Origin of the sequence: Citrobacter sp. MNAZ 1397, from assembly GCF_023613995.1 — a bacterium.
GTDB lineage: Bacteria > Pseudomonadota > Gammaproteobacteria > Enterobacterales > Enterobacteriaceae > Phytobacter > Phytobacter ursingii.
In genome coordinates this window covers 470,902-488,985 of the sequence record NZ_JAKIVH010000002.1, presented here as the reverse complement: position 1 = coordinate 488,985, position 18,084 = coordinate 470,902, and the positions used below count along the sequence as shown (strand labels likewise).

The 18,084-nt window shown below is 54.0% G+C and carries 17 protein-coding genes; 10 read left to right on the top strand and 7 right to left on the bottom strand.

Translation table 11 applies throughout. The annotated features are described in order from the left end of the window. Nucleotides 1–26 precede the first annotated feature (26 nt). On the bottom strand, nucleotides 27–2,564 hold the full coding sequence (mrcB, locus tag L2097_RS16970) for a bifunctional glycosyl transferase/transpeptidase (RefSeq protein ID WP_250353340.1): 2,538 nt from the start codon (nucleotides 2,562–2,564) through the stop codon (nucleotides 27–29). A 179-nt stretch (nucleotides 2,565–2,743) separates the two neighbouring features. Further along, entirely contained in the window at nucleotides 2,744–5,173 is a 2,430-nt protein-coding gene (gene hrpB, locus L2097_RS16965) for an ATP-dependent helicase HrpB (RefSeq protein WP_250353339.1), read from the bottom strand. A gap of 136 nt (nucleotides 5,174–5,309) precedes the next feature. Between hrpB and thpR the strand changes: the two genes are divergently transcribed. The 9 genes from thpR (at nucleotide 5,310) to panD (ending at nucleotide 12,512) form a co-directional block, all read left to right on the top strand. Further along, nucleotides 5,310–5,840 carry an RNA 2',3'-cyclic phosphodiesterase gene (thpR, locus tag L2097_RS16960; RefSeq protein WP_047371786.1) on the top strand — a complete coding sequence of 177 codons (531 nt, stop codon included), beginning with the start codon at nucleotides 5,310–5,312 and terminating at the stop codon, nucleotides 5,838–5,840. Between the two features lie 12 nt (nucleotides 5,841–5,852). Continuing rightward, on the top strand, nucleotides 5,853–6,557 hold the full coding sequence (sfsA, locus tag L2097_RS16955) for a DNA/RNA nuclease SfsA (protein ID WP_250353338.1): 705 nt from the start codon (nucleotides 5,853–5,855) through the stop codon (nucleotides 6,555–6,557). Nucleotides 6,558–6,728: 171 nt separating this feature from the next. Further along, nucleotides 6,729–7,184 (top strand): RNA polymerase-binding protein DksA, encoded by a 456-nt coding sequence (dksA, locus tag L2097_RS16950; RefSeq protein ID WP_001155227.1) that lies wholly within the window; start codon nucleotides 6,729–6,731, stop codon nucleotides 7,182–7,184. 126 nt (nucleotides 7,185–7,310) lie between these two features. Continuing rightward, nucleotides 7,311–8,207: a tRNA glutamyl-Q(34) synthetase GluQRS gene (gene gluQRS, locus L2097_RS16945; protein ID WP_047371788.1), complete on the top strand. Its 897-nt coding sequence runs from the start codon at nucleotides 7,311–7,313 to the stop codon at nucleotides 8,205–8,207. A 55-nt stretch (nucleotides 8,208–8,262) separates the two neighbouring features. Beyond that, nucleotides 8,263–9,660 (top strand): polynucleotide adenylyltransferase PcnB, encoded by a 1,398-nt coding sequence (gene pcnB / locus L2097_RS16940; RefSeq protein ID WP_206780281.1) that lies wholly within the window; start codon nucleotides 8,263–8,265, stop codon nucleotides 9,658–9,660. Nucleotides 9,661–9,729: 69 nt separating this feature from the next. Beyond that, on the top strand, nucleotides 9,730–10,215 hold the full coding sequence (gene folK / locus L2097_RS16935; protein WP_250353337.1) for a 2-amino-4-hydroxy-6-hydroxymethyldihydropteridine diphosphokinase: 486 nt from the start codon (nucleotides 9,730–9,732) through the stop codon (nucleotides 10,213–10,215). Between the two features lie 117 nt (nucleotides 10,216–10,332). After that, a complete protein-coding gene (panB, locus tag L2097_RS16930) occupies nucleotides 10,333–11,124 on the top strand; it encodes a 3-methyl-2-oxobutanoate hydroxymethyltransferase (protein WP_250353336.1) in 792 nt (263 codons plus the stop codon). Between the two features lie 11 nt (nucleotides 11,125–11,135). Further along, nucleotides 11,136–12,002 (top strand): pantoate--beta-alanine ligase, encoded by an 867-nt coding sequence (panC, locus tag L2097_RS16925; protein WP_250353335.1) that lies wholly within the window; start codon nucleotides 11,136–11,138, stop codon nucleotides 12,000–12,002. Between the two features lie 129 nt (nucleotides 12,003–12,131). Continuing rightward, entirely contained in the window at nucleotides 12,132–12,512 is a 381-nt protein-coding gene (panD, locus tag L2097_RS16920) for an aspartate 1-decarboxylase (protein ID WP_039078406.1), read from the top strand. 447 nt (nucleotides 12,513–12,959) lie between these two features. On the opposite strand, the gene L2097_RS16915 is transcribed toward panD, so the two are convergent. The 4 genes from L2097_RS16915 to L2097_RS16900 form a co-directional block, all read right to left on the bottom strand. Beyond that, nucleotides 12,960–14,204, bottom strand: a complete 1,245-nt coding sequence (locus L2097_RS16915) for a polysaccharide deacetylase family protein (RefSeq protein ID WP_047371793.1) — start codon at nucleotides 14,202–14,204, stop codon at nucleotides 12,960–12,962. Between the two features lie 63 nt (nucleotides 14,205–14,267). After that, nucleotides 14,268–14,708 carry a PTS sugar transporter subunit IIA gene (locus tag L2097_RS16910; protein ID WP_047371794.1) on the bottom strand — a complete coding sequence of 147 codons (441 nt, stop codon included), beginning with the start codon at nucleotides 14,706–14,708 and terminating at the stop codon, nucleotides 14,268–14,270. 117 nt (nucleotides 14,709–14,825) lie between these two features. Next, on the bottom strand, nucleotides 14,826–15,596 hold the full coding sequence (locus tag L2097_RS16905) for an ABC transporter permease (protein ID WP_047371795.1): 771 nt from the start codon (nucleotides 15,594–15,596) through the stop codon (nucleotides 14,826–14,828). Further along, nucleotides 15,593–16,519 (bottom strand): ABC transporter ATP-binding protein, encoded by a 927-nt coding sequence (locus L2097_RS16900; RefSeq protein ID WP_047371796.1) that lies wholly within the window; start codon nucleotides 16,517–16,519, stop codon nucleotides 15,593–15,595. The genes L2097_RS16905 and L2097_RS16900 overlap by 4 nt, the downstream gene beginning before the upstream one ends. Before the next feature lie 106 nt (nucleotides 16,520–16,625). Between L2097_RS16900 and can the strand changes: the two genes are divergently transcribed. After that, nucleotides 16,626–17,288: a carbonate dehydratase gene (gene can, locus L2097_RS16895; RefSeq protein WP_039078401.1), complete on the top strand. Its 663-nt coding sequence runs from the start codon at nucleotides 16,626–16,628 to the stop codon at nucleotides 17,286–17,288. A gap of 72 nt (nucleotides 17,289–17,360) precedes the next feature. Here can and hpt read toward each other — a convergent pair whose 3' ends face one another. Beyond that, the gene (gene hpt, locus L2097_RS16890; RefSeq protein WP_229220469.1) at nucleotides 17,361–17,897 is read right to left on the bottom strand and encodes a hypoxanthine phosphoribosyltransferase; all 537 of its coding nucleotides are present in this window, start codon (nucleotides 17,895–17,897) and stop codon (nucleotides 17,361–17,363) included. Between the last annotated feature and the right edge of the window lie 187 nt (nucleotides 17,898–18,084).

The following is an 18,084-nucleotide window of genomic DNA, read 5'->3' as shown; positions in this document are numbered from 1 at the left end:
CAGCCAGACGACTGGGGGTTTGAGCGTTAGTTACTGCCGAACATATCTTTAATCCAGCCAGCGACACCATCGCTCTTCTCTTGCTGCTGTGGCGGCTGTTGCTGAGGCTGCTGCTGTTGCGGCGGCGGAGTTGACTGATCGAACGGATTACCCTGCTGCGGCTGTTGCTGCACCGGGTTCTGCTGACACAGCGTTTCCGGGCTGGTCGTCCAGACCGGCAGTGAACGCACACCGCCACCGCCACACACAAAGTTGCCCATATCATCCACGCCCATGGTGGTGATATCTTCCGGCGGCGTCAGATCCAGCGGAATCGGCGACTGGTTGGCCAGATAGCGCTGATAGATAGCCATCGCCCCACTCGCACCGTACAGCTTCGTCGGCTGGTTATTATCACGACCAACCCAGGTAATCGTCACTTCACGCCCGTCGATACCAGCAAACCAGGTATCGACGTTGTTGTTGGTGGTACCGGTTTTACCTGCCAGATGCAGCCCTGGATATTTCGCACCGAGCTGACGCCCCGTACCGCGCTGAACAACCTGCTGCATGGTCCACAGGGTCAGGTAGGCCGCCTGCGCAGGCACCGCGCGCTCAGACTGCGGGTAACTCTGGTAGAGCACCGTACCATCTTCCGCAATGACTGAACGCAGCGCGGACAACGTTGCACGGTTACCACCGCTGGCGATAGTCTGGAACGCCTGCGCCACTTCAATCGGCGTCAGGTTGAGTGCCCCCAGCAGCATGGACGGGTTAGCCGTTAACTGGTCTTTAGGCGCACCTAATTTCAACCAGGTATCGGTTACCGCAGGCAGACCCATCGCCATCCCAAGGTTCACCGTCGGCACGTTCATGGAGCGTGTTAACGCATCCACCAGCATCACCTGGCCGCTAAAGCGGTGATCGTCGTTCTGCGGTGCCCAGGTCTGACCATTCGACAGACGCAGTGAAATCGGCGCATCGGCAATGGAAGTATTCAGACGGAATTTATCCGGCTGGCTTAATGCTGTCAGGTAGGTCGCCGGTTTTGCCAGCGAACCGATAGAACGGCGCGCCTGCATCGCACGGTTATAGCCCGCAAACTGCGGCGTCGCCCCACCCACCATGGCCCGAACCTCGCCACTGAAGCGATCCACAACCACCATCGCGGTTTCCAGATCGTCCAGCTTACGCTGCTTGATCAAGGCCGGAATGCCCTCCACCGCCGCTTTTTCTGCCGCATCCTGCGCAACAGAATCAAAGGTGGTGAAAATCTTCACACCCGACAAGTCCTTCACTTTATCATCGCCGAGTTTAGCCTGAAGCTCCTGACGGACCATCTGCATAAACGCAGGCTGCGGTGATATCACGCCGCCGCGCGGCTGTACGCCAAGCGGACGGGCGCTGAGCATGTCGTACAGATCCTGGTCGATGACCTTCTGCTCTTGCATCAGGCGCAGGACAAGGTTACGTCGCTCCAGGGCCAGTTTAGGGTTACGCCACGGGTTATAGATTGACGCGCCTTTCACCATCCCGACCAACATAGCCTGCTGATCAAGACTCAGCTCTTCCACCGGACGGCCAAAGTAGTAAAGGCTTGCTAACGGGAAACCACGGATTTCGTTATCGCCGCTCTGCCCAAGGTAAACTTCGTTCATGTACAGCTCAAGGATACGATCCTTGCTGTAGCGGGCATCGACGATCAGCGCCATATAGGCTTCGTTAGCCTTACGCCAGTAGGATCGCTCGCTGCTCAGGAACAGGTTTTTTACCAGTTGCTGGGTCAGCGTACTCGCCCCCTGCACCGTACGCCCGGCGGTCAGGTTCGCCAGCACCGCACGACCAATCGAGTAGAAGCTAATGCCGTCATGCTCGTAGAAATGGCGGTCTTCGGTCGCCAGCAGCGTATCCACCAGCAGGTCCGGGAAGCCGCTGCGCGGTACAAACAGACGTTGTTCGCCGTTTGGCGACGAAAGCATGGTGATCAAACGCGGGTCGAGACGGAAGAAACCGAACTGACGGTTGCTGTCCATGTTCTCAATGCTGTCGAGTCGGTCGCCATCAAACGTCAGGCGTGCGCGGACCTGCCCCTCTTTACTGTCAGGGAAGTCAAACGGACGGCGGATCATCTCGATGCTTTTCGCCTGCACGGTAAACTCGCCAGGACGCGTCATCTTCGTCACCTGACGGTACTGCGTGGCTTCCAGCAGTTTAACCATCTCGTTTTTGCTGATGGGCATATCCGGCTCAAGGTTGACCATACGGCCATACACCGCAGCCGGCAATTGCCATACTTTGCCATCGATACGGCTACGGATCTTCTGATCCAGGTACACGCCATAAATGGCGAGTAGTACCGCACCCACGATACAAATTTTCAACAGCAGCCAGAACCAACGGCGCTTACCGCGAGGTTTACCGCCTTTACCTTTTCCTTTGCGTGGCGCTGAGTCCTGCTCATCGCCATCATCATCTTCGTACTCGTCGTATTCCTCTTCTCTGACTCGACGACGACTTACTTTTTCTTTTGCCGGACGTGAAGGTCTGCTCTTACGTCCAATTGGCTCGCGGTCATTCCCCGCCATGCTCTCTCTCCGCAACATTCAGGCGCAAGGGCCTGATTCTCAGTTCTTCCGCCTCCAGGCAGAAGAAGAAATCTCTCAAAATAAACAACAGATTTTCTCAACGAGAAAATCTTTAGTGTTTGCTCCCTCTCCCTGTGGGAGAGGGCCGGGGTGAGGGCGCCAGCCTACCCTGCCCTCAACTACGAATACTTTTTAGTGCGCCGCGTCGGCGCGGCATTTGCCGGATCGTCTGGCCAGACATGTTTCGGGTAGCGCCCTTTCATCTCTTTTTGCACTTCGCGGTATGCGCCCTGCCAGAACGCCGCTAAATCGCGCGTAATTTGCAGCGGGCGCTGAGCCGGCGAAAGCAGCTCCAGCACCAGCGCAACGCGCCCCTGAGCGATAACAGGTGTCGTCGCCTCACCAAACATCTCCTGCATACGCACCGCCAGAGCAGGCGGATTATCTTCATGATAACGAATGGCAATCCGGCTTCCTGTCGGCACAGTGTAATGCCCAGGCAGTTCACTATCCAGACGTTGACGCAAAGGCCAGGGTAAGAAAGCTTTTAATGCTTCGCCCACATCCAGCGCTTTCAGCGCACGAAGGGAATGCACGCCCCCCATTTGCGGCAACAACCAGCTTTCCAGAGAAGCAAGCAGCGAAGCGTCATCTACCGCAGGCCATGCCTCTTCCGGCAACCATTTCGCCGCGCAGTGTAAACGCAGACGTAACTGTTTCGCCTCTGGCGTCCAGTTAAGGACATCCAGCCCTTTATCGCGTATCCCGTTGAGCATCGCCTGATGCAATTCTTCTTCCGGAAGCTTCGCCAGCGGCTGAACTTTCACCGTCAGTTGACCAATCCGGCTACGACGAAACGCCTTTAAGGTTCCCTGGGCCTCATCCCATTCCACAGAGTCAGACGGCTGAACAATATGCGGACAGGCCGCCATTAACCGATCAATGTCCAACGGCAGCGCCAGCAAAATACGGGCATCCGGCGACTGGCTTCCCTGTAACAATAGCGGCGCAAGCACCCATTCATGACGATTAAGCGCATCGTCCGCATCCAGCATTGCGCCCATGCCATTTGCCAACTGATACCGCCCGTCCTGGCCACGTCTGCGCGCAATGCGGTCGGCAAAGGCGCTGGCAAGCAACGGTGCCAACAGGTCGCTATCGGGCTCCCCTTCCGCACTTTTCAACCGCCGAATCAGTTGTCGGGCCCGCTGCTGCCACTGAGGCTGATTGCGGGAAAAGGCGCTACGCAAATCGGTGTTTCCACCGCGAGGCGGCTCTTCAAGGATGGCAGCCAGTTTCGCCGCCGTTGCCACTTCATCCGCATTGCTGGCGCTCGCTAACATCGCAGCGAGGCGCGGATCGTTACCTAACGATGCCATTTTTTTCCCGAATGGCGACAGGCGATCGCCTTCAAGCGCCCGCAGTTGCGTCAACAACCGCTTCGCTGCGGCAAGATTAGTCGTCGGCGGTAAATCCAGCCAGTTAAGTTGCGCCGGATCCTGGCATCCCCACTGTAACAACTCCATAAAAAGGCCAGACAAATCGCTTTGTAAAATCTCCGGCTCGCTCTGCGCCGCCGCCCTTTCGGCCTGTTCTTTGCCAGTCAGATGCAGGCAGATACCCGGTTCAAGACGTCCGGCACGCCCGGCACGCTGCGTCATCGACGCCTGGCTCACGCGCTGAGTGACAAGCCTTGTTAGCCCTGTTCGCGAATCGAAACGGGCCACGCGTTCCTGGGCGCTGTCCACAACCAGGCGAATGCCTTCGATGGTCAGGCTGGTCTCAGCGATATTCGTGGCCAGCACGACTTTTCTTTTCCCGACTGGCGGGGGAAGAATGGCTTTGCGTTGTTCATTGAGTGGCAGCGCCCCATACAGCGGACAAAGCATCACATCCTCAGCGACCCGACTGGCCAGTTGTTCCTGTACACGCTGGATTTCCCCTACCCCCGGCAAAAACAGTAACAACGACCCCGATTGCGAACGCAGCAGATCGGCGGTCGCCACCGCGACCGCCTCGTCAACGCGCTGATGAGTGCTTAATGCCTGATAACGCCGTTCTACCGGGTACATACGCCCCTCTGAAATAATCAGCGGCGCATCCGGAAGTAGCGTCTGCAGGCGACTGTTATCAAGGGTGGCTGACATGACCAGCAGTTTAAGGTCATCGCGCAATCCCTGCTGAACATCCAGCAACAGCGCCAGCGCCAGATCGGCCTGCAGGCTACGTTCGTGAAATTCATCAAGGATCACCAGACCAACGCCGTTCAGCTCGGGATCGTGCTGGATCATTCGCGTCAGGATCCCCTCCGTTACTACTTCCAGACGTGTATTCGGCCCAATACAGGTTTGAGCTCTCATCCGGTAGCCGACGGTGTCGCCGGGCTGCTCATTAAGCGACTCCGCCAGCCGTTGCGCAACGTTACGGGCAGCCAGTCTGCGCGGTTCAAGCAGTAAAATACGTCCGTCAATGCCGCCTTGCTGCAACAATTGCAGCGGCAGCCAGGTTGACTTCCCCGCGCCTGTTGGGGCGGTCAGCAGTACCTGGGGCGCGCGTTGTAACGCATGGAGAAGGTCGGGTAATACGGCAGCAACCGGCAGTAAGGACACACAAGGCTCCAGAGGACTCACATTGATAAGGACGGTGCCAATTGTACATGAACTGCGGCGCTTTGGAGCGCCGAAGCATTTGCGGGCGCCCGTCTGCCATTGTAGCATCGCGACAAACCCTAACTGAGTGCCTGTCATGTCTGAATCGAAAAGGCTGTTTTTCGCCATCGAATTGCCCGACGCCACCCGTCAGGAGGTGGTGCGCTGGCGGGCGGAACATTTCCCACAGGATGCCGGGCGGCCAGTTGCGGCAGCAAACTTACATCTGACGCTGGCGTTTTTAGGGGAAGTGAGTGCGGAAAAACAGCGTGCGCTGGAAATCCTGGCCGGGCGCATTCGCCAGCCGGGCTTTACGCTACAACTGGATGACGCCGGGCAATGGCTGCGTTCACGTGTTGTCTGGCTAGGTTGTCGCCAGTCACCACGCGGGCTGTTGCAACTGGCGGATATGTTGCGCGCCCAGGCTTCACGTAGCGGATGCTGGCAAAGCCCGACGCCGTTTCATCCTCATATCACGCTGCTGCGCGATGCCAGTCATGCGGTCACGATACCGCCGCCGGGCTTTCACTGGACTTTTCCTGTTACAGAATTTGTCTTATATGAATCGCAGTTTGCCGCAGGACGTCTGCGTTATACGGCGTTAAACCGCTGGACGTTAAAAACATAAAAAGGATACGTCATGGAATTTTCGCCCCCCCTCCGATCCGCCACGCTTATTCAGCGCTATAAGCGGTTCCTTGCCGATGTGATCACCCCAGAAGGCGAAACGCTGACAATCCATTGCCCTAATACTGGCGCAATGACCGGTTGTGCAACACCTGGCGATACGGTTTGGTATTCCACATCAGAAAATACTAAACGCAAATATCCGCATACCTGGGAATTAACGCAAACCCAACAGGGCGCCTTTATTTGCATTAATACGCTTCGCGCTAATACGTTAACGAAGGAAGCGATCCAGCTAAACCGTCTGCCTGAGCTGTTGGGTTACAGCACACTGAAAAATGAAGTGAAATATGGTGCCGAAGGCAGCAGAATTGATTTTCTGTTACAGGCAGATGGTCGCCGCAACTGCTATATTGAAGTTAAATCAGTAACGCTCGCCGAGCGGGAATGCGGTTTTTTCCCTGATGCCGTTACGCTACGCGGACAAAAACATCTGCGTGAGTTAATGAGCGTAGCGGCCAGCGGCGACCGCGCAGTTATACTGTTTGCCGTGCTGCATTCAGCCGTTGAACATTTTTCTCCAGCGCGCCATATTGATGAGAAATACGCACGATTGCTAAAGGAAGCACAAAATCAGGGGGTAGAAATTCTGGCGGTAAAAGCGGAACTTTCTGCTACAAATATGACTCTGAGATTGCCGCTGCCTTTCACGATATAGGGCAGCCATTGAATAATAAGTGTTCTGGTCGCGTGCGCAAATACGCTTTTCCTCACAGGCTTGTCAAGTGTTACGTTTAGATATTTGCCATCCGGAAAAGCATCTGCTATTTATAGCGGCCTGATTTTCCCCCAACACGGGGATCGATAGTGCGTGTTAAGGAGAAGCAACATGCAAGAAGGGCAAAACCGTAAAACATCGTCCCTGAGTATTCTCGCCATCGCTGGGGTGGAGCCGTATCAAGAGAAACCGGGCGAAGAGTATATGAATGAAGCCCAGCTGGCGCACTTCAGGCGTATTCTTGAAGCGTGGCGTAATCAACTCAGGGATGAAGTCGATCGCACCGTCACCCATATGCAGGATGAAGCAGCTAACTTCCCGGACCCGGTAGATCGTGCCGCACAGGAAGAAGAGTTCAGCCTCGAACTGCGTAACCGTGACCGCGAGCGTAAACTGATCAAAAAGATCGAGAAAACGCTGAAAAAAGTTGAAGACGAAGATTTCGGCTACTGCGAATCCTGCGGTGTTGAAATCGGCATTCGCCGCCTGGAAGCGCGTCCGACCGCTGACCTGTGCATCGATTGCAAAACACTGGCGGAAATCCGCGAAAAACAGATGGCGGGTTAATTCGCTTCTGGCCGACCATCGGTCACCCCCTCAGACGGCGCAGCGCTGATTCCAGCCTGCGCCTTCAAATCATGCTGTGCTATAGTCGGGGAAAATTTCCCGTATTGTCGGCCTTTCCCGTTCTTTATGTCTGACTCTCACTATATCGGGCGCTTTGCGCCATCACCGTCCGGTGAACTCCATTTTGGCTCGCTGATTGCTGCACTGGGTAGCTACCTGCAGGCGCGCGCGCAGCAGGGTATCTGGCGAGTACGTATCGAAGATATTGATCCCCCGCGTGAAGTCCCCGGCGCCGCAGACACCATCCTGCGCCAGCTTGAGCATTACGGCCTGTGCTGGGACGGAGACGTGCTCTGGCAATCACAACGTCATGAGGCCTACCGCGAGGCGCTGGACTGGCTTCATACCCAGGGGCTGAGTTACTACTGCACCTGTACGCGGGCGCGTATTCAGAGCGAGGGGGGCATCTATGACGGCCATTGCCGTCGCGCTAATAATGGCCCGGAAAATGCGGCTGTGCGTCTGGTACAGCAACATCCGGTGCTCCATTTTCACGACAGACTGCGCGGCGAACTCTATGCGGATGAAAAACTGGCGCGCGAAGATTTTATTATTCATCGCCGGGATGGCCTGTTTGCCTATAATCTCGCCGTCGTGGTTGACGATCATTTTCAGGGCATCACGGAAATTGTGCGCGGCGCGGATTTAATTGAACCCACGGTGAGGCAAATTTCGCTGTACCAACAATTTGGCTGGCCGGTACCGCAGTATGTCCATCTGCCGCTGGCGTTAAATGCAGAGGGGAACAAACTCTCCAAGCAAAACCACGCGCCCGCCTTGCCCGGCGGCGATCCTCGCCCCATAATAATCAGGGCGTTACAATTCTTAAACCAGAGCGCAACAAATGAGTGGCAGGATCTCAGCGTCGATGATTTATTGAAAAATGCGGTGGCGAACTGGACGCTCGCCGATGTGCCCATTGCAGTGGATGTGAATACGGCATTCTCAAACGCCTCGCGCTGAGCTATGATTAGCCGCTATTTTTTTGTCCTGACGTTTGACACTACCGAGGTGCACTATTTTTACCCGAGTCGCTAATTTTTGCCGAAAGGTGCTAAGTCGCGAAGAGAGCATGGTCGTTGAGGCTATCGTACAACCTCAGATGACGGTTATCCCGCGTGAACAGCACGCTATTTCACGCAAAGATATCAGTGAAAATGCGCTCAAGGTCCTCTACCGCCTGAACAAAGCCGGTTATGAGGCTTATCTCGTCGGTGGTGGCGTGCGTGATTTATTGCTGGGCAAAAAACCAAAAGATTTTGACGTCACAACGAACGCCACGCCGGACCAGGTGCGTAAATTATTCCGCAACTGTCGCCTGGTGGGTCGCCGTTTCCGCCTCGCCCACGTTATGTTTGGGCCAGAAATCATCGAAGTCGCGACCTTTCGTGGTCATCACGAAGATACCGAAGCCGACCGCACCACGTCTCAGCGTGGGCAAAATGGCATGTTGCTGCGCGACAATATTTTCGGTTCTATCGAAGAAGACGCCCAGCGTCGCGATTTCACCATTAACAGTCTTTATTACAGCGTAGCTGACTTCACCGTACGTGATTATGTCGGCGGCATGCGCGATCTGGAAGAAGGCGTTATTCGCCTGATTGGGAACCCGGAAACCCGCTATCGCGAAGACCCGGTACGCATGCTGCGTGCGGTGCGTTTTGCCGCAAAACTGGGGATGGCGATCAGCGCGGAGACCGCCGAACCCATTCCTCGTCTGGCCGCCCTGATCAACGACGTTCCTCCTGCGCGCCTGTTTGAAGAGTCGCTGAAATTACTGCAGGCGGGCTATGGTTTTGATACCTACACCCTGCTACGTGAATACAATCTCTTCCAGCCCCTGTTCCCAACCATCAGCCGCTTCTTCACCGAAAACGGTGACAGCCCGATGGAACGCATCATTGCTCAGGTACTGAAAAACACCGATACCCGCATTCACAACGATATGCGCGTTAATCCGGCGTTTTTGTTTGCCGCTATGTTCTGGTATCCGCTGCTGGAAACCGCACAGCGTATTACCCAGGAAGGCGGCCTTGCGTATTACGACGCCTTTGCGCTTGCCATGAATGATGTGCTTGATGAAGCCTGCCGTTCACTGGCCATTCCGAAACGCATCACCTCGCTGATTCGCGATATCTGGCAGCTCCAGTTGCGTATGTCCCGCCGTCAGGGTAAACGCGCGTGGAAACTGATGGAGCATCCAAAATTCCGGGCGGCCTACGATCTGCTGGCCCTGCGTGCCGAGGTGGAAAACAACGGTGAACTGCAGCGCCTGGTGAAATGGTGGGGAGAATTTCAGGTTTCCGCACCGCCGGAGCAGAAAGATATGCTTGACGACCTTGGCGATGAACCCGCTGTTCGTCGTCGCCACCGCCGACCGCGCAAACGCGCGCCGCGCCGCGAAGGCAGCGCGTAATATCATCCCATTCAGGCCTGCCGCGTGCAGGCCTGATGCTATACAGAAACAAAAAACGCAGGAGCCTGTATGTCCCCGACCCTTTGCTATATCGCCATCGGCAGTAATCTCGCATCGCCCCTGGAACAGGTAAAGGCAGCGCTGGACGCCCTTGGAGAGATCCCGCAAAGCCGCGTGGTCGCTGTCTCTGCGTTCTACCGCACGCCTCCGCTTGGCCCGCAGGATCAGCCCGACTATCTGAATGCCGCTGTCGCGCTGGAAACCACACTTGAAGCCGACGCGCTGCTTGACCATACCCAGCGTATTGAACTGCAGCAGGGGCGCGTGCGCAAAGCCGAGCGCTGGGGGCCGCGCACGCTGGACCTGGACATCATGCTGTTTGGCGATCGGGTCATTCAGACACCGCGTCTTACCGTTCCTCACTACGACATGAGAAATCGCGGCTTTATGCTGTGGCCGTTATTTGAAATTGCTCCTGCGCTGGTCTTTCCTGATGGTGTGACGCTGGCCGCTGCCCTTACAGAATGCGCTGCGGACAAACCTGCCTTGTGGTAAAACGCTTTTCTGGCGCATCTGATGTGATCGGTGTTAAACGATTGCCTAAAATCATTGTTCACCTGAACGTTGCTGTTAGAATGCGCCAGAATTCGTTTTTAGCCATCAGGAAACGTTATGAAACCCACCACCATCTCCTGGCTGCTTAAGTGCAAACAGGAAAAGAAACGCTTCGCTACCATCACAGCCTACGATTACAGCTTCGCTAAACTGTTCGCCGAAGAAGGCATCAACGTGATGTTAGTTGGCGACTCGTTAGGGATGACGGTACAAGGTCATGATTCCACCCTGCCAGTGACGGTAGACGACATTGCCTATCACACGCGCGCAGTGCGTCGTGGTGCCCCTCATTGTTTGCTGCTGGCCGACCTGCCGTTTATGGCGTACGCCACCCCGGAGCAGGCATTTGAAAACGCCGCCACCGTGATGCGTGCCGGGGCCAACATGGTAAAAATCGAAGGCGGTCGCTGGCTGAGTGACACGGTAAAAAGGCTCACCGAACGCGCTGTGCCGGTATGCGGGCATTTGGGGTTAACACCGCAGTCCGTGAATATCTTCGGAGGCTATAAAGTTCAGGGGCGCGGCGATGCTGGCCAAACATTGCTGGACGATGCGCTGGCGCTGGAAGCCGCAGGCGCACAGTTGCTGGTTCTGGAATGTGTGCCGGTCGAGCTGGCAAAGCGCGTCACGCAAGCGCTGACTATTCCGGTAATTGGTATCGGCGCAGGCAACGTCACAGACGGCCAGATTTTGGTGATGCACGACGCCTTCGGCATTACCGGCGGTCATATCCCAAAATTTGCGAAAAACTTTCTGAGCGAGGCTGGCGACATGCGCGCTGCCGTGCGCCAGTATGTTGCCGATGTTGAGTCCGGGATTTACCCGGGCGAAGAACACAGTTTCCATTAAGGAGTGCCGTTGTGTTGATTATCGAAACCCTGCCGCTGCTGCGCCAGCATATCCGCAGAGCGCGTCAGGAAGGAAAACGGATTGCGCTGGTGCCTACGATGGGCAACCTGCACGATGGCCATATGACGCTGGTTGAGGAAGCCAAAACCCGGGCAGATGTGGTCGTAGTGAGCATCTTCGTCAACCCGATGCAGTTTGATCGCGCCGACGATCTGGCACGCTATCCGCGTACCCTGCAAGAAGATTGCGAAAAGCTGAATAAACGAAAAGTGGATTTTGTTTTCGCTCCTGCGCCGAATGATATTTATCCGCAGGGTACGGACACGCAAACCTATGTGGATGTTCCGGGCATCTCAACCATGCTTGAAGGCGCAAGCCGCCCCGGGCATTTTCGCGGAGTATCCACTATCGTCAGCAAGCTCTTTAATCTGGTCCAGCCGGATGTCGCCTGCTTTGGCGAGAAGGACTATCAGCAGTTGCAGTTGATCCGCAAAATGGTTGCCGATATGGGCTACGACATTGAGATTGTCGGGGTACCGACCGTGCGTGCGAAAGACGGTCTGGCGCTCAGCTCACGTAACGGCTATCTCACTGCCGAGCAACGTAAAATCGCACCCACGCTGAGCAAAATCATGAATGCAATGGCGGCAAAACTGCAGGCTGGCGAGCGTAATCTTGACGAGATCATTGCCCTGGCTGAACAGGAGCTGAATGACGCAGGTTTGCGTGCGGATGATATTCAGATCCGCGATGCAGACACGCTTCTGGAACTTGCGCAGACCAGCAAACGCGCGGTGATTTTGATGGCCGCCTGGCTGGGCCAGGCGCGTCTTATCGACAATAAAGTGGTTGAACTCACCCCCGTAGACAGGGGTTAAAAAACGGGCAATACTGCCCTGTTATCGGCCTGGTCTGGCGCTGTCGCCGGGCCGGGAAAATCTGGCCGGACAGCCAAATGCCGCCCGGCGATATACCTGTATTTCGTTACGCCATTAAAGGTAGAAGTTATGATTCGCACTATGCTGCAAGGCAAGCTCCACCGCGTCAAAGTGACACAGGCCGACCTGCACTACGAAGGTTCCTGCGCGATTGACCAGGATTTCCTTGAGGCGGCTGGTATCCTGGAATACGAAGCCATCGATATTTACAACGTCACCAACGGTAAGCGCTTTTCCACCTATGCTATCGCCGGTGAACGTGGTTCCCGCATTATTTCGGTCAACGGCGCCGCAGCGCATTGCGCTGATGTTGGCGATATCCTGATCATCGCAAGCTATGTCACCATGCCGGATGAACAAGCGCGTAGCTGGCAACCGAAAGTCGCCTATTTTGACGGTGACAATGAGATGAAACGCACGGCAAAAGCAGTACCGGTGCAGGTGGCATAAGTCATCCGGCGGTAAAGCATGATTGCCCCAATCAGGGGGAGAAGGCGTTATTAATGCAGTCAGTCTGGACACGGACAGCGCACAGAAACCGGAGCGTACACGCAGTACGTGAGGATTTCGAGCACTGCCCGGGTTCAAAATGACAAATAAAATAGCATCATTGCCCCAATCAGGGGGAGAAGGCGTTATTGATGCAGTCAGTCTGGACACGGACAGCGCACAGAAACCGGAGCGTACACGCAGTACGTGAGGGTTTCGAGCACTGCCCGGGTTCAAAATGACAAATAAAATAGCATGATTGCCCCAATCAGGGGGAGAAGGCGTTATTGATGCAGTCAGTCTGGACACGGACAGCGCGCAGAAACCGGAGCGTACACGCAGTACGTGAGGATTTCGAGCACTGCCCGGGTTCAAAATGACAAATAAAATAGCCTTATACCCCTGATTTTACCCCTGAGGCTGATTACTGATTAACCTCGACATCTCCTCCAGCGAATCCGTCTTTAAGATATACAGCCGTTTTAGCAAGTACGGATTATCTCCAGGCTTAACCTTTCCTCGAACCGTGGTCAGCGCAAGATGGAAACCGGCATCCTTCGCAGCTGCCAGCGCCTTGTCATCATAGCCCCCGAACGGATACGCCAGATACCATACATGCCGGTTGAATTGAGAAAGCGCGCGGCGTGAATGCTTGAAATCCATCAGGATATTGTCATAACTGCGACTTAGCAGGATCGGATGCCCCACGTCATCGGTGCGATGCAGAAAATGGGTATGCGACTGAAAATCAAAAACATGAGAAATTTGTTCCAGCTCAGAAATGCTCATGAACTGCAGGGATTTTGGATCCCAGAGTTGCGGTTTACGCTTAATGCGCGACGAAATAATAAAAGCGGTCGCCCTGAAACCATATTCATTTAACACCGGATAGGCGTAGCGACTGACCGATTTCAACCCGTCATCAAAGGTGATCACCACCGAACGTGCGGGGAGGTTCATCGCGTTGCGTACATAACCCTCCAGCTGATACATGTTTAACGTGGTATAGCCCTGGTCATGCAACCAGGTCATCTGGTTGGTAAAAGCGCGAAGAGAGGTCGTCGTCGAGGTGTGACGAAAACGCGTGTTTTCCTCATCTTCCAGAATATGGTGGTAAGTAAGCACCGGGATACCGTTATCTTCCTGCGCATCCAGGCTACTGATCCACGCCAGCCGTTCGCCAATGCGAATCTGATACCAGGTCTGGTTAAGTCTGTCTTTCAGTTTGCTAATGATGGGATAACGCAGATTTCCGGCCAGCGTACCCAGTTGCTCACTGGTATTATCCGCCTCGTTATACATTGGCGTATCACGCCAGGTGATCAGATTTTGATTACTCAGGGGCTTATTCAGGTCACCGAGGCTGTCCTGCACCTTTTCATTGCCACGAACCGTCCCCAGATGCCCTTTATCAATCCACGCCTTGCCGAAACCAAAGCGAAATTCGTAATAGTCTTCCGCCCCCGGCACCACAGCCAGAATTTGCCCGGCGCGGATATTGCCAACGGTCATAACATTGTTGCCAATCTGCGCCCATATGTCGGCATCTTCCGTAATTTGCATGTAACGAGCAGGATCGGGATTTTCACTAACGAGACGGGCAGAAACGCTATATGACACCAGCAAGAACAGAATGAGGAGAAAACGAGGCATGCACCCAACCAGGCTAAATATAATTTAGATTATTGTAGGAAAAAGAAAAATGAATACCAACGTTTATTTTTCATACAAATCATGTAACAACACAAACGGCGGATTTTTCTGCTGCTGATGCCAGAGACTGCTTACCCCCGGCGCGCCAGCGACCACAATCTGGTTACGAAAATCGGCGCTGCTGCAAAATTCACGCAACGGATACATCGCTTCCAGCAACGTAGCATCAACGCCGGATATCACTTCACAATGCTCATGCTTATGGCTCATTAGCGAGGCGGCACGATAAGGTGCGGCACCGGAAATATCCGTTAAAAAAACCACGCCCTCGCCGGAATCTGTTTCATGTAATGCATCGCAAATCATACGGCTGAGCATATTGGTGCTAAGCCCCTGGCGAAAGTTAACCGCCCTGCACTGCGTAAGCGGACCAAAGCGGCACTCCAGACTGTCCAGCATCTCCTGCGCCAGCTCACCATGGCACGTAATGACCCATCCCAGCATACGTATCTCCTTAGCAGACTTGCAGTTTAGCCAGGTGACCATCAGCCGTCGGTGACAGATATCATAGATTAAAAGGGCAAGGAGAACCCGGCGACGAACGCCGCCGGGAAAGGGTGATTAACTGCGCAGACCGCGTCCACGCTGGATTAAGTACCAGCACAACAGATAAAAAGCGATGATAAACACTGCCAAAACCGCCACCGTGGTGAAAAGCGGCACATCGGTAATACCAAGGAAACCAAAGCGGAAACCGCTAATCATGTAAACAATGGGGTTGAGGTGAGACAGCGCCTGCCAGAACGGTGGTAACAGCGTGAGCGAATAGAACACCCCGCCAAGATAGGTCAGCGGCGTCAGAACAAATGTTGGGATCAGGCTGATGTCATCGAAGGTCGTCGCAAAAACCGCATTCAGCAGTCCCGCCAGCGAGAACAATACCGCGGTCAACAATAGCGTTAACGCAACGAAGACCCACGAATGAACCTGAAAAGGCACGAAAAACAGCGACACGGCGGTCACCAGCACCCCAACACACAAACCGCGCGCCACACCGCCGCCTACATACCCGGCAATAATTACGTGGGTTGGCACCGGGGCGACCAGCAGCTCTTCAATATTGCGTTGAAACTTGGCGCTGAAAAATGATGACGCCACGTTTGCATAGGCGTTGGTGATCACAGCCATCATGATAAGACCCGGCACGATAAACTGCATATAGGTAAAACCATGCATTTCACCGATACGTGAGCCAATCAGGTTGCCAAAGATAATAAAGTAGAGCGTCATGGTAATGACCGGCGGCACCAGCGTCTGTATCCAGATACGCATAAACCGTTGAATTTCTTTATGCCAGATACTTTTCAACGCCACCCAGTAAAGCTGCATCATGCGTGCTCTCCTTTTTTCTCATGCACCAGCGTGACGAATAGCTCTTCCAGTCGGTTAGCCTTGTTGCGCATACTTAAGACCTGTACGCCCTGCGCGCTAAGCTGGCTGAACACGCTGTTTATCCCCTGTTCACGTAGCACTTCGACCTCCAGGGTCGAGGTATCCACCAGCCGATACTGGTAACCTTCCAGCTTGGGTAACGGGCTTTTCGTTGCCAGATCAAGGATAAAAGTTTCCGATTTCAGCTTCGCCAAAAGCGACTTCATTGAGGTGTTCTCAATCAGCTCACCGCTCTGAATAATGCCAATGTTACGGCACAGCATCTCCGCTTCTTCCAGATAATGGGTGGTCAGAATGATAGTGGTGCCTTTGTCATTGAGATCCTTAAGGAAGCCCCACATAGAACGACGCAGTTCGATATCCACCCCGGCAGTAGGCTCATCAAGAATCAACAACTTTGGCTCATGCATCAACGCACGGGCAATCATCAAACGACGCTTCATCCCGCCCGACAACATGCGTGCACGTTCGTTACGCTTTTCCCACAGATCGAGCTGATTCAGGTATTTTTCGCTGCGTTCAAGCGCATCTTTACGTTCAACGCCGTAGTAACCCGCCTGGTTCACCACAATCTGCTGTACGGTTTCAAACGGGTTAAAATTGAACTCCTGAGGAACAAGACCGAGCTGCCGTTTGGCATTAACGATGTCTTTTTCCAGGTCATAACCGAAGACACTCACCCGTCCGGACGTTTTATTTACCAGTGAACTGATGATACCTATGGTGGTAGATTTTCCTGCGCCGTTTGGTCCCAGTAACGCGTAAAAATCCCCCGCTTCGACTTTAAGATCAATACCACGTAGCGCATGAACGCCGCCCGGGTAGGTTTTTTTAAGCTGCTCAAGCTCCAGTGCAATGGTCATGAATTTTCACTTACCTTATTCTTACACTCGATGTGTGGTTTAAAAAACATGGGAGTTGACCTATATTAGCGCAACGCACTTATTTGGTTACAGGTCGTTAACTTCCATGAAAGACATAGATACACTCATCAGCAACAATGCACTATGGTCAAAAATGCTGGTGGAAGAGGATCCCGGCTTTTTCGAAAAACTGGCGCAAGCGCAGAAACCGCGTTTTCTATGGATTGGATGTTCTGACAGTCGCGTTCCCGCAGAACGCCTTACCGGCCTTGAGCCAGGCGAACTGTTTGTTCACCGTAACGTTGCCAACCTGGTTATTCATACCGACCTGAACTGCCTTTCTGTCGTTCAGTACGCGGTTGACGTACTGGAGGTTGAGCATATCATCATCTGCGGCCACTACGGCTGTGGTGGTGTGCAGGCAGCGGTGGAAAACCCGGAACTGGGGCTGATAAACAACTGGCTGCTGCATATTCGCGATATCTGGTTCAAGCATAGTTCGTTGCTTGGCGAGATGCCGCAGGAGCGCCGCCTTGATACCCTGTGTGAGCTGAACGTGATGGAGCAGGTCTATAACCTCGGCCACTCCACCATTATGCAATCGGCCTGGAAACGTGGGCAAAAGGTCACGATTCACGGCTGGGCATATGGCATTCACGATGGTTTACTGCGTGACCTGGAAGTCACCGCAACGAACCGCGAAAGCCTGGAACAGCGTTACCGTCAGGGCGTTTCGAACCTCAGCAAGAAACACATCAATCACAGATAATCCTGCATTTCCGGCGGCATGATGCCAGCCGGAATGCGGCATCAGCCGGGCTAAGGCCCGGCTTTTTTATGCTTACTCTTCCAGCATCACGACTTTGCCGACATACGGCAGGTGGCGATAACGTTGCGCATAATCGATGCCATAACCCACCACGAATTCGTCCGGAATCGAAAAGCCGACAAATTCCACATCAACCTGCACTTCACGGCGCGACGGTTTATCGAGCAGGGTGCAAATAGACAGGGACTTCGGCTCGCGAAGGCTGAGAATTTCGCGCACTTTAGAGAGCGTATTGCCGGAATCGATAATATCTTCAACGATCAGAACGTCCTTACCGCGAATATCTTCATCCAGATCTTTGAGAATTTTAACATCGCGGGTCGAAGACATGCCGCTGCCATAGCTGGAGGCGGTCATAAAATCGACTTCATGCGGTACCTGAACTTCACGGCAAAGGTCCGCCATGAACATAAACGAGCCGCGCAGCAGGCCTACCAGCACCATTTCACTGCCGCTGTCCTGATAACGTTCTGTGATTTGACGACCCAATTCGGCGATACGCGCTTTGATCTCCGCTTCCGGGATCATCACTTCAACACTATGTTTCATTTTAAATAACCATATGATTTAAATAATAAATCACTCAATAACCTGCTTATTGCTTTGGTTACTGAAGCGCAAGGCGTGCAGTATACCAGCAAACGCATTTCCGATGCTTATCTGTCGATAAAGCTCATTTTGTGATGACGATCACACTTGTTAAATCCTATAATTAGTTGCTACTAAAATATTAATG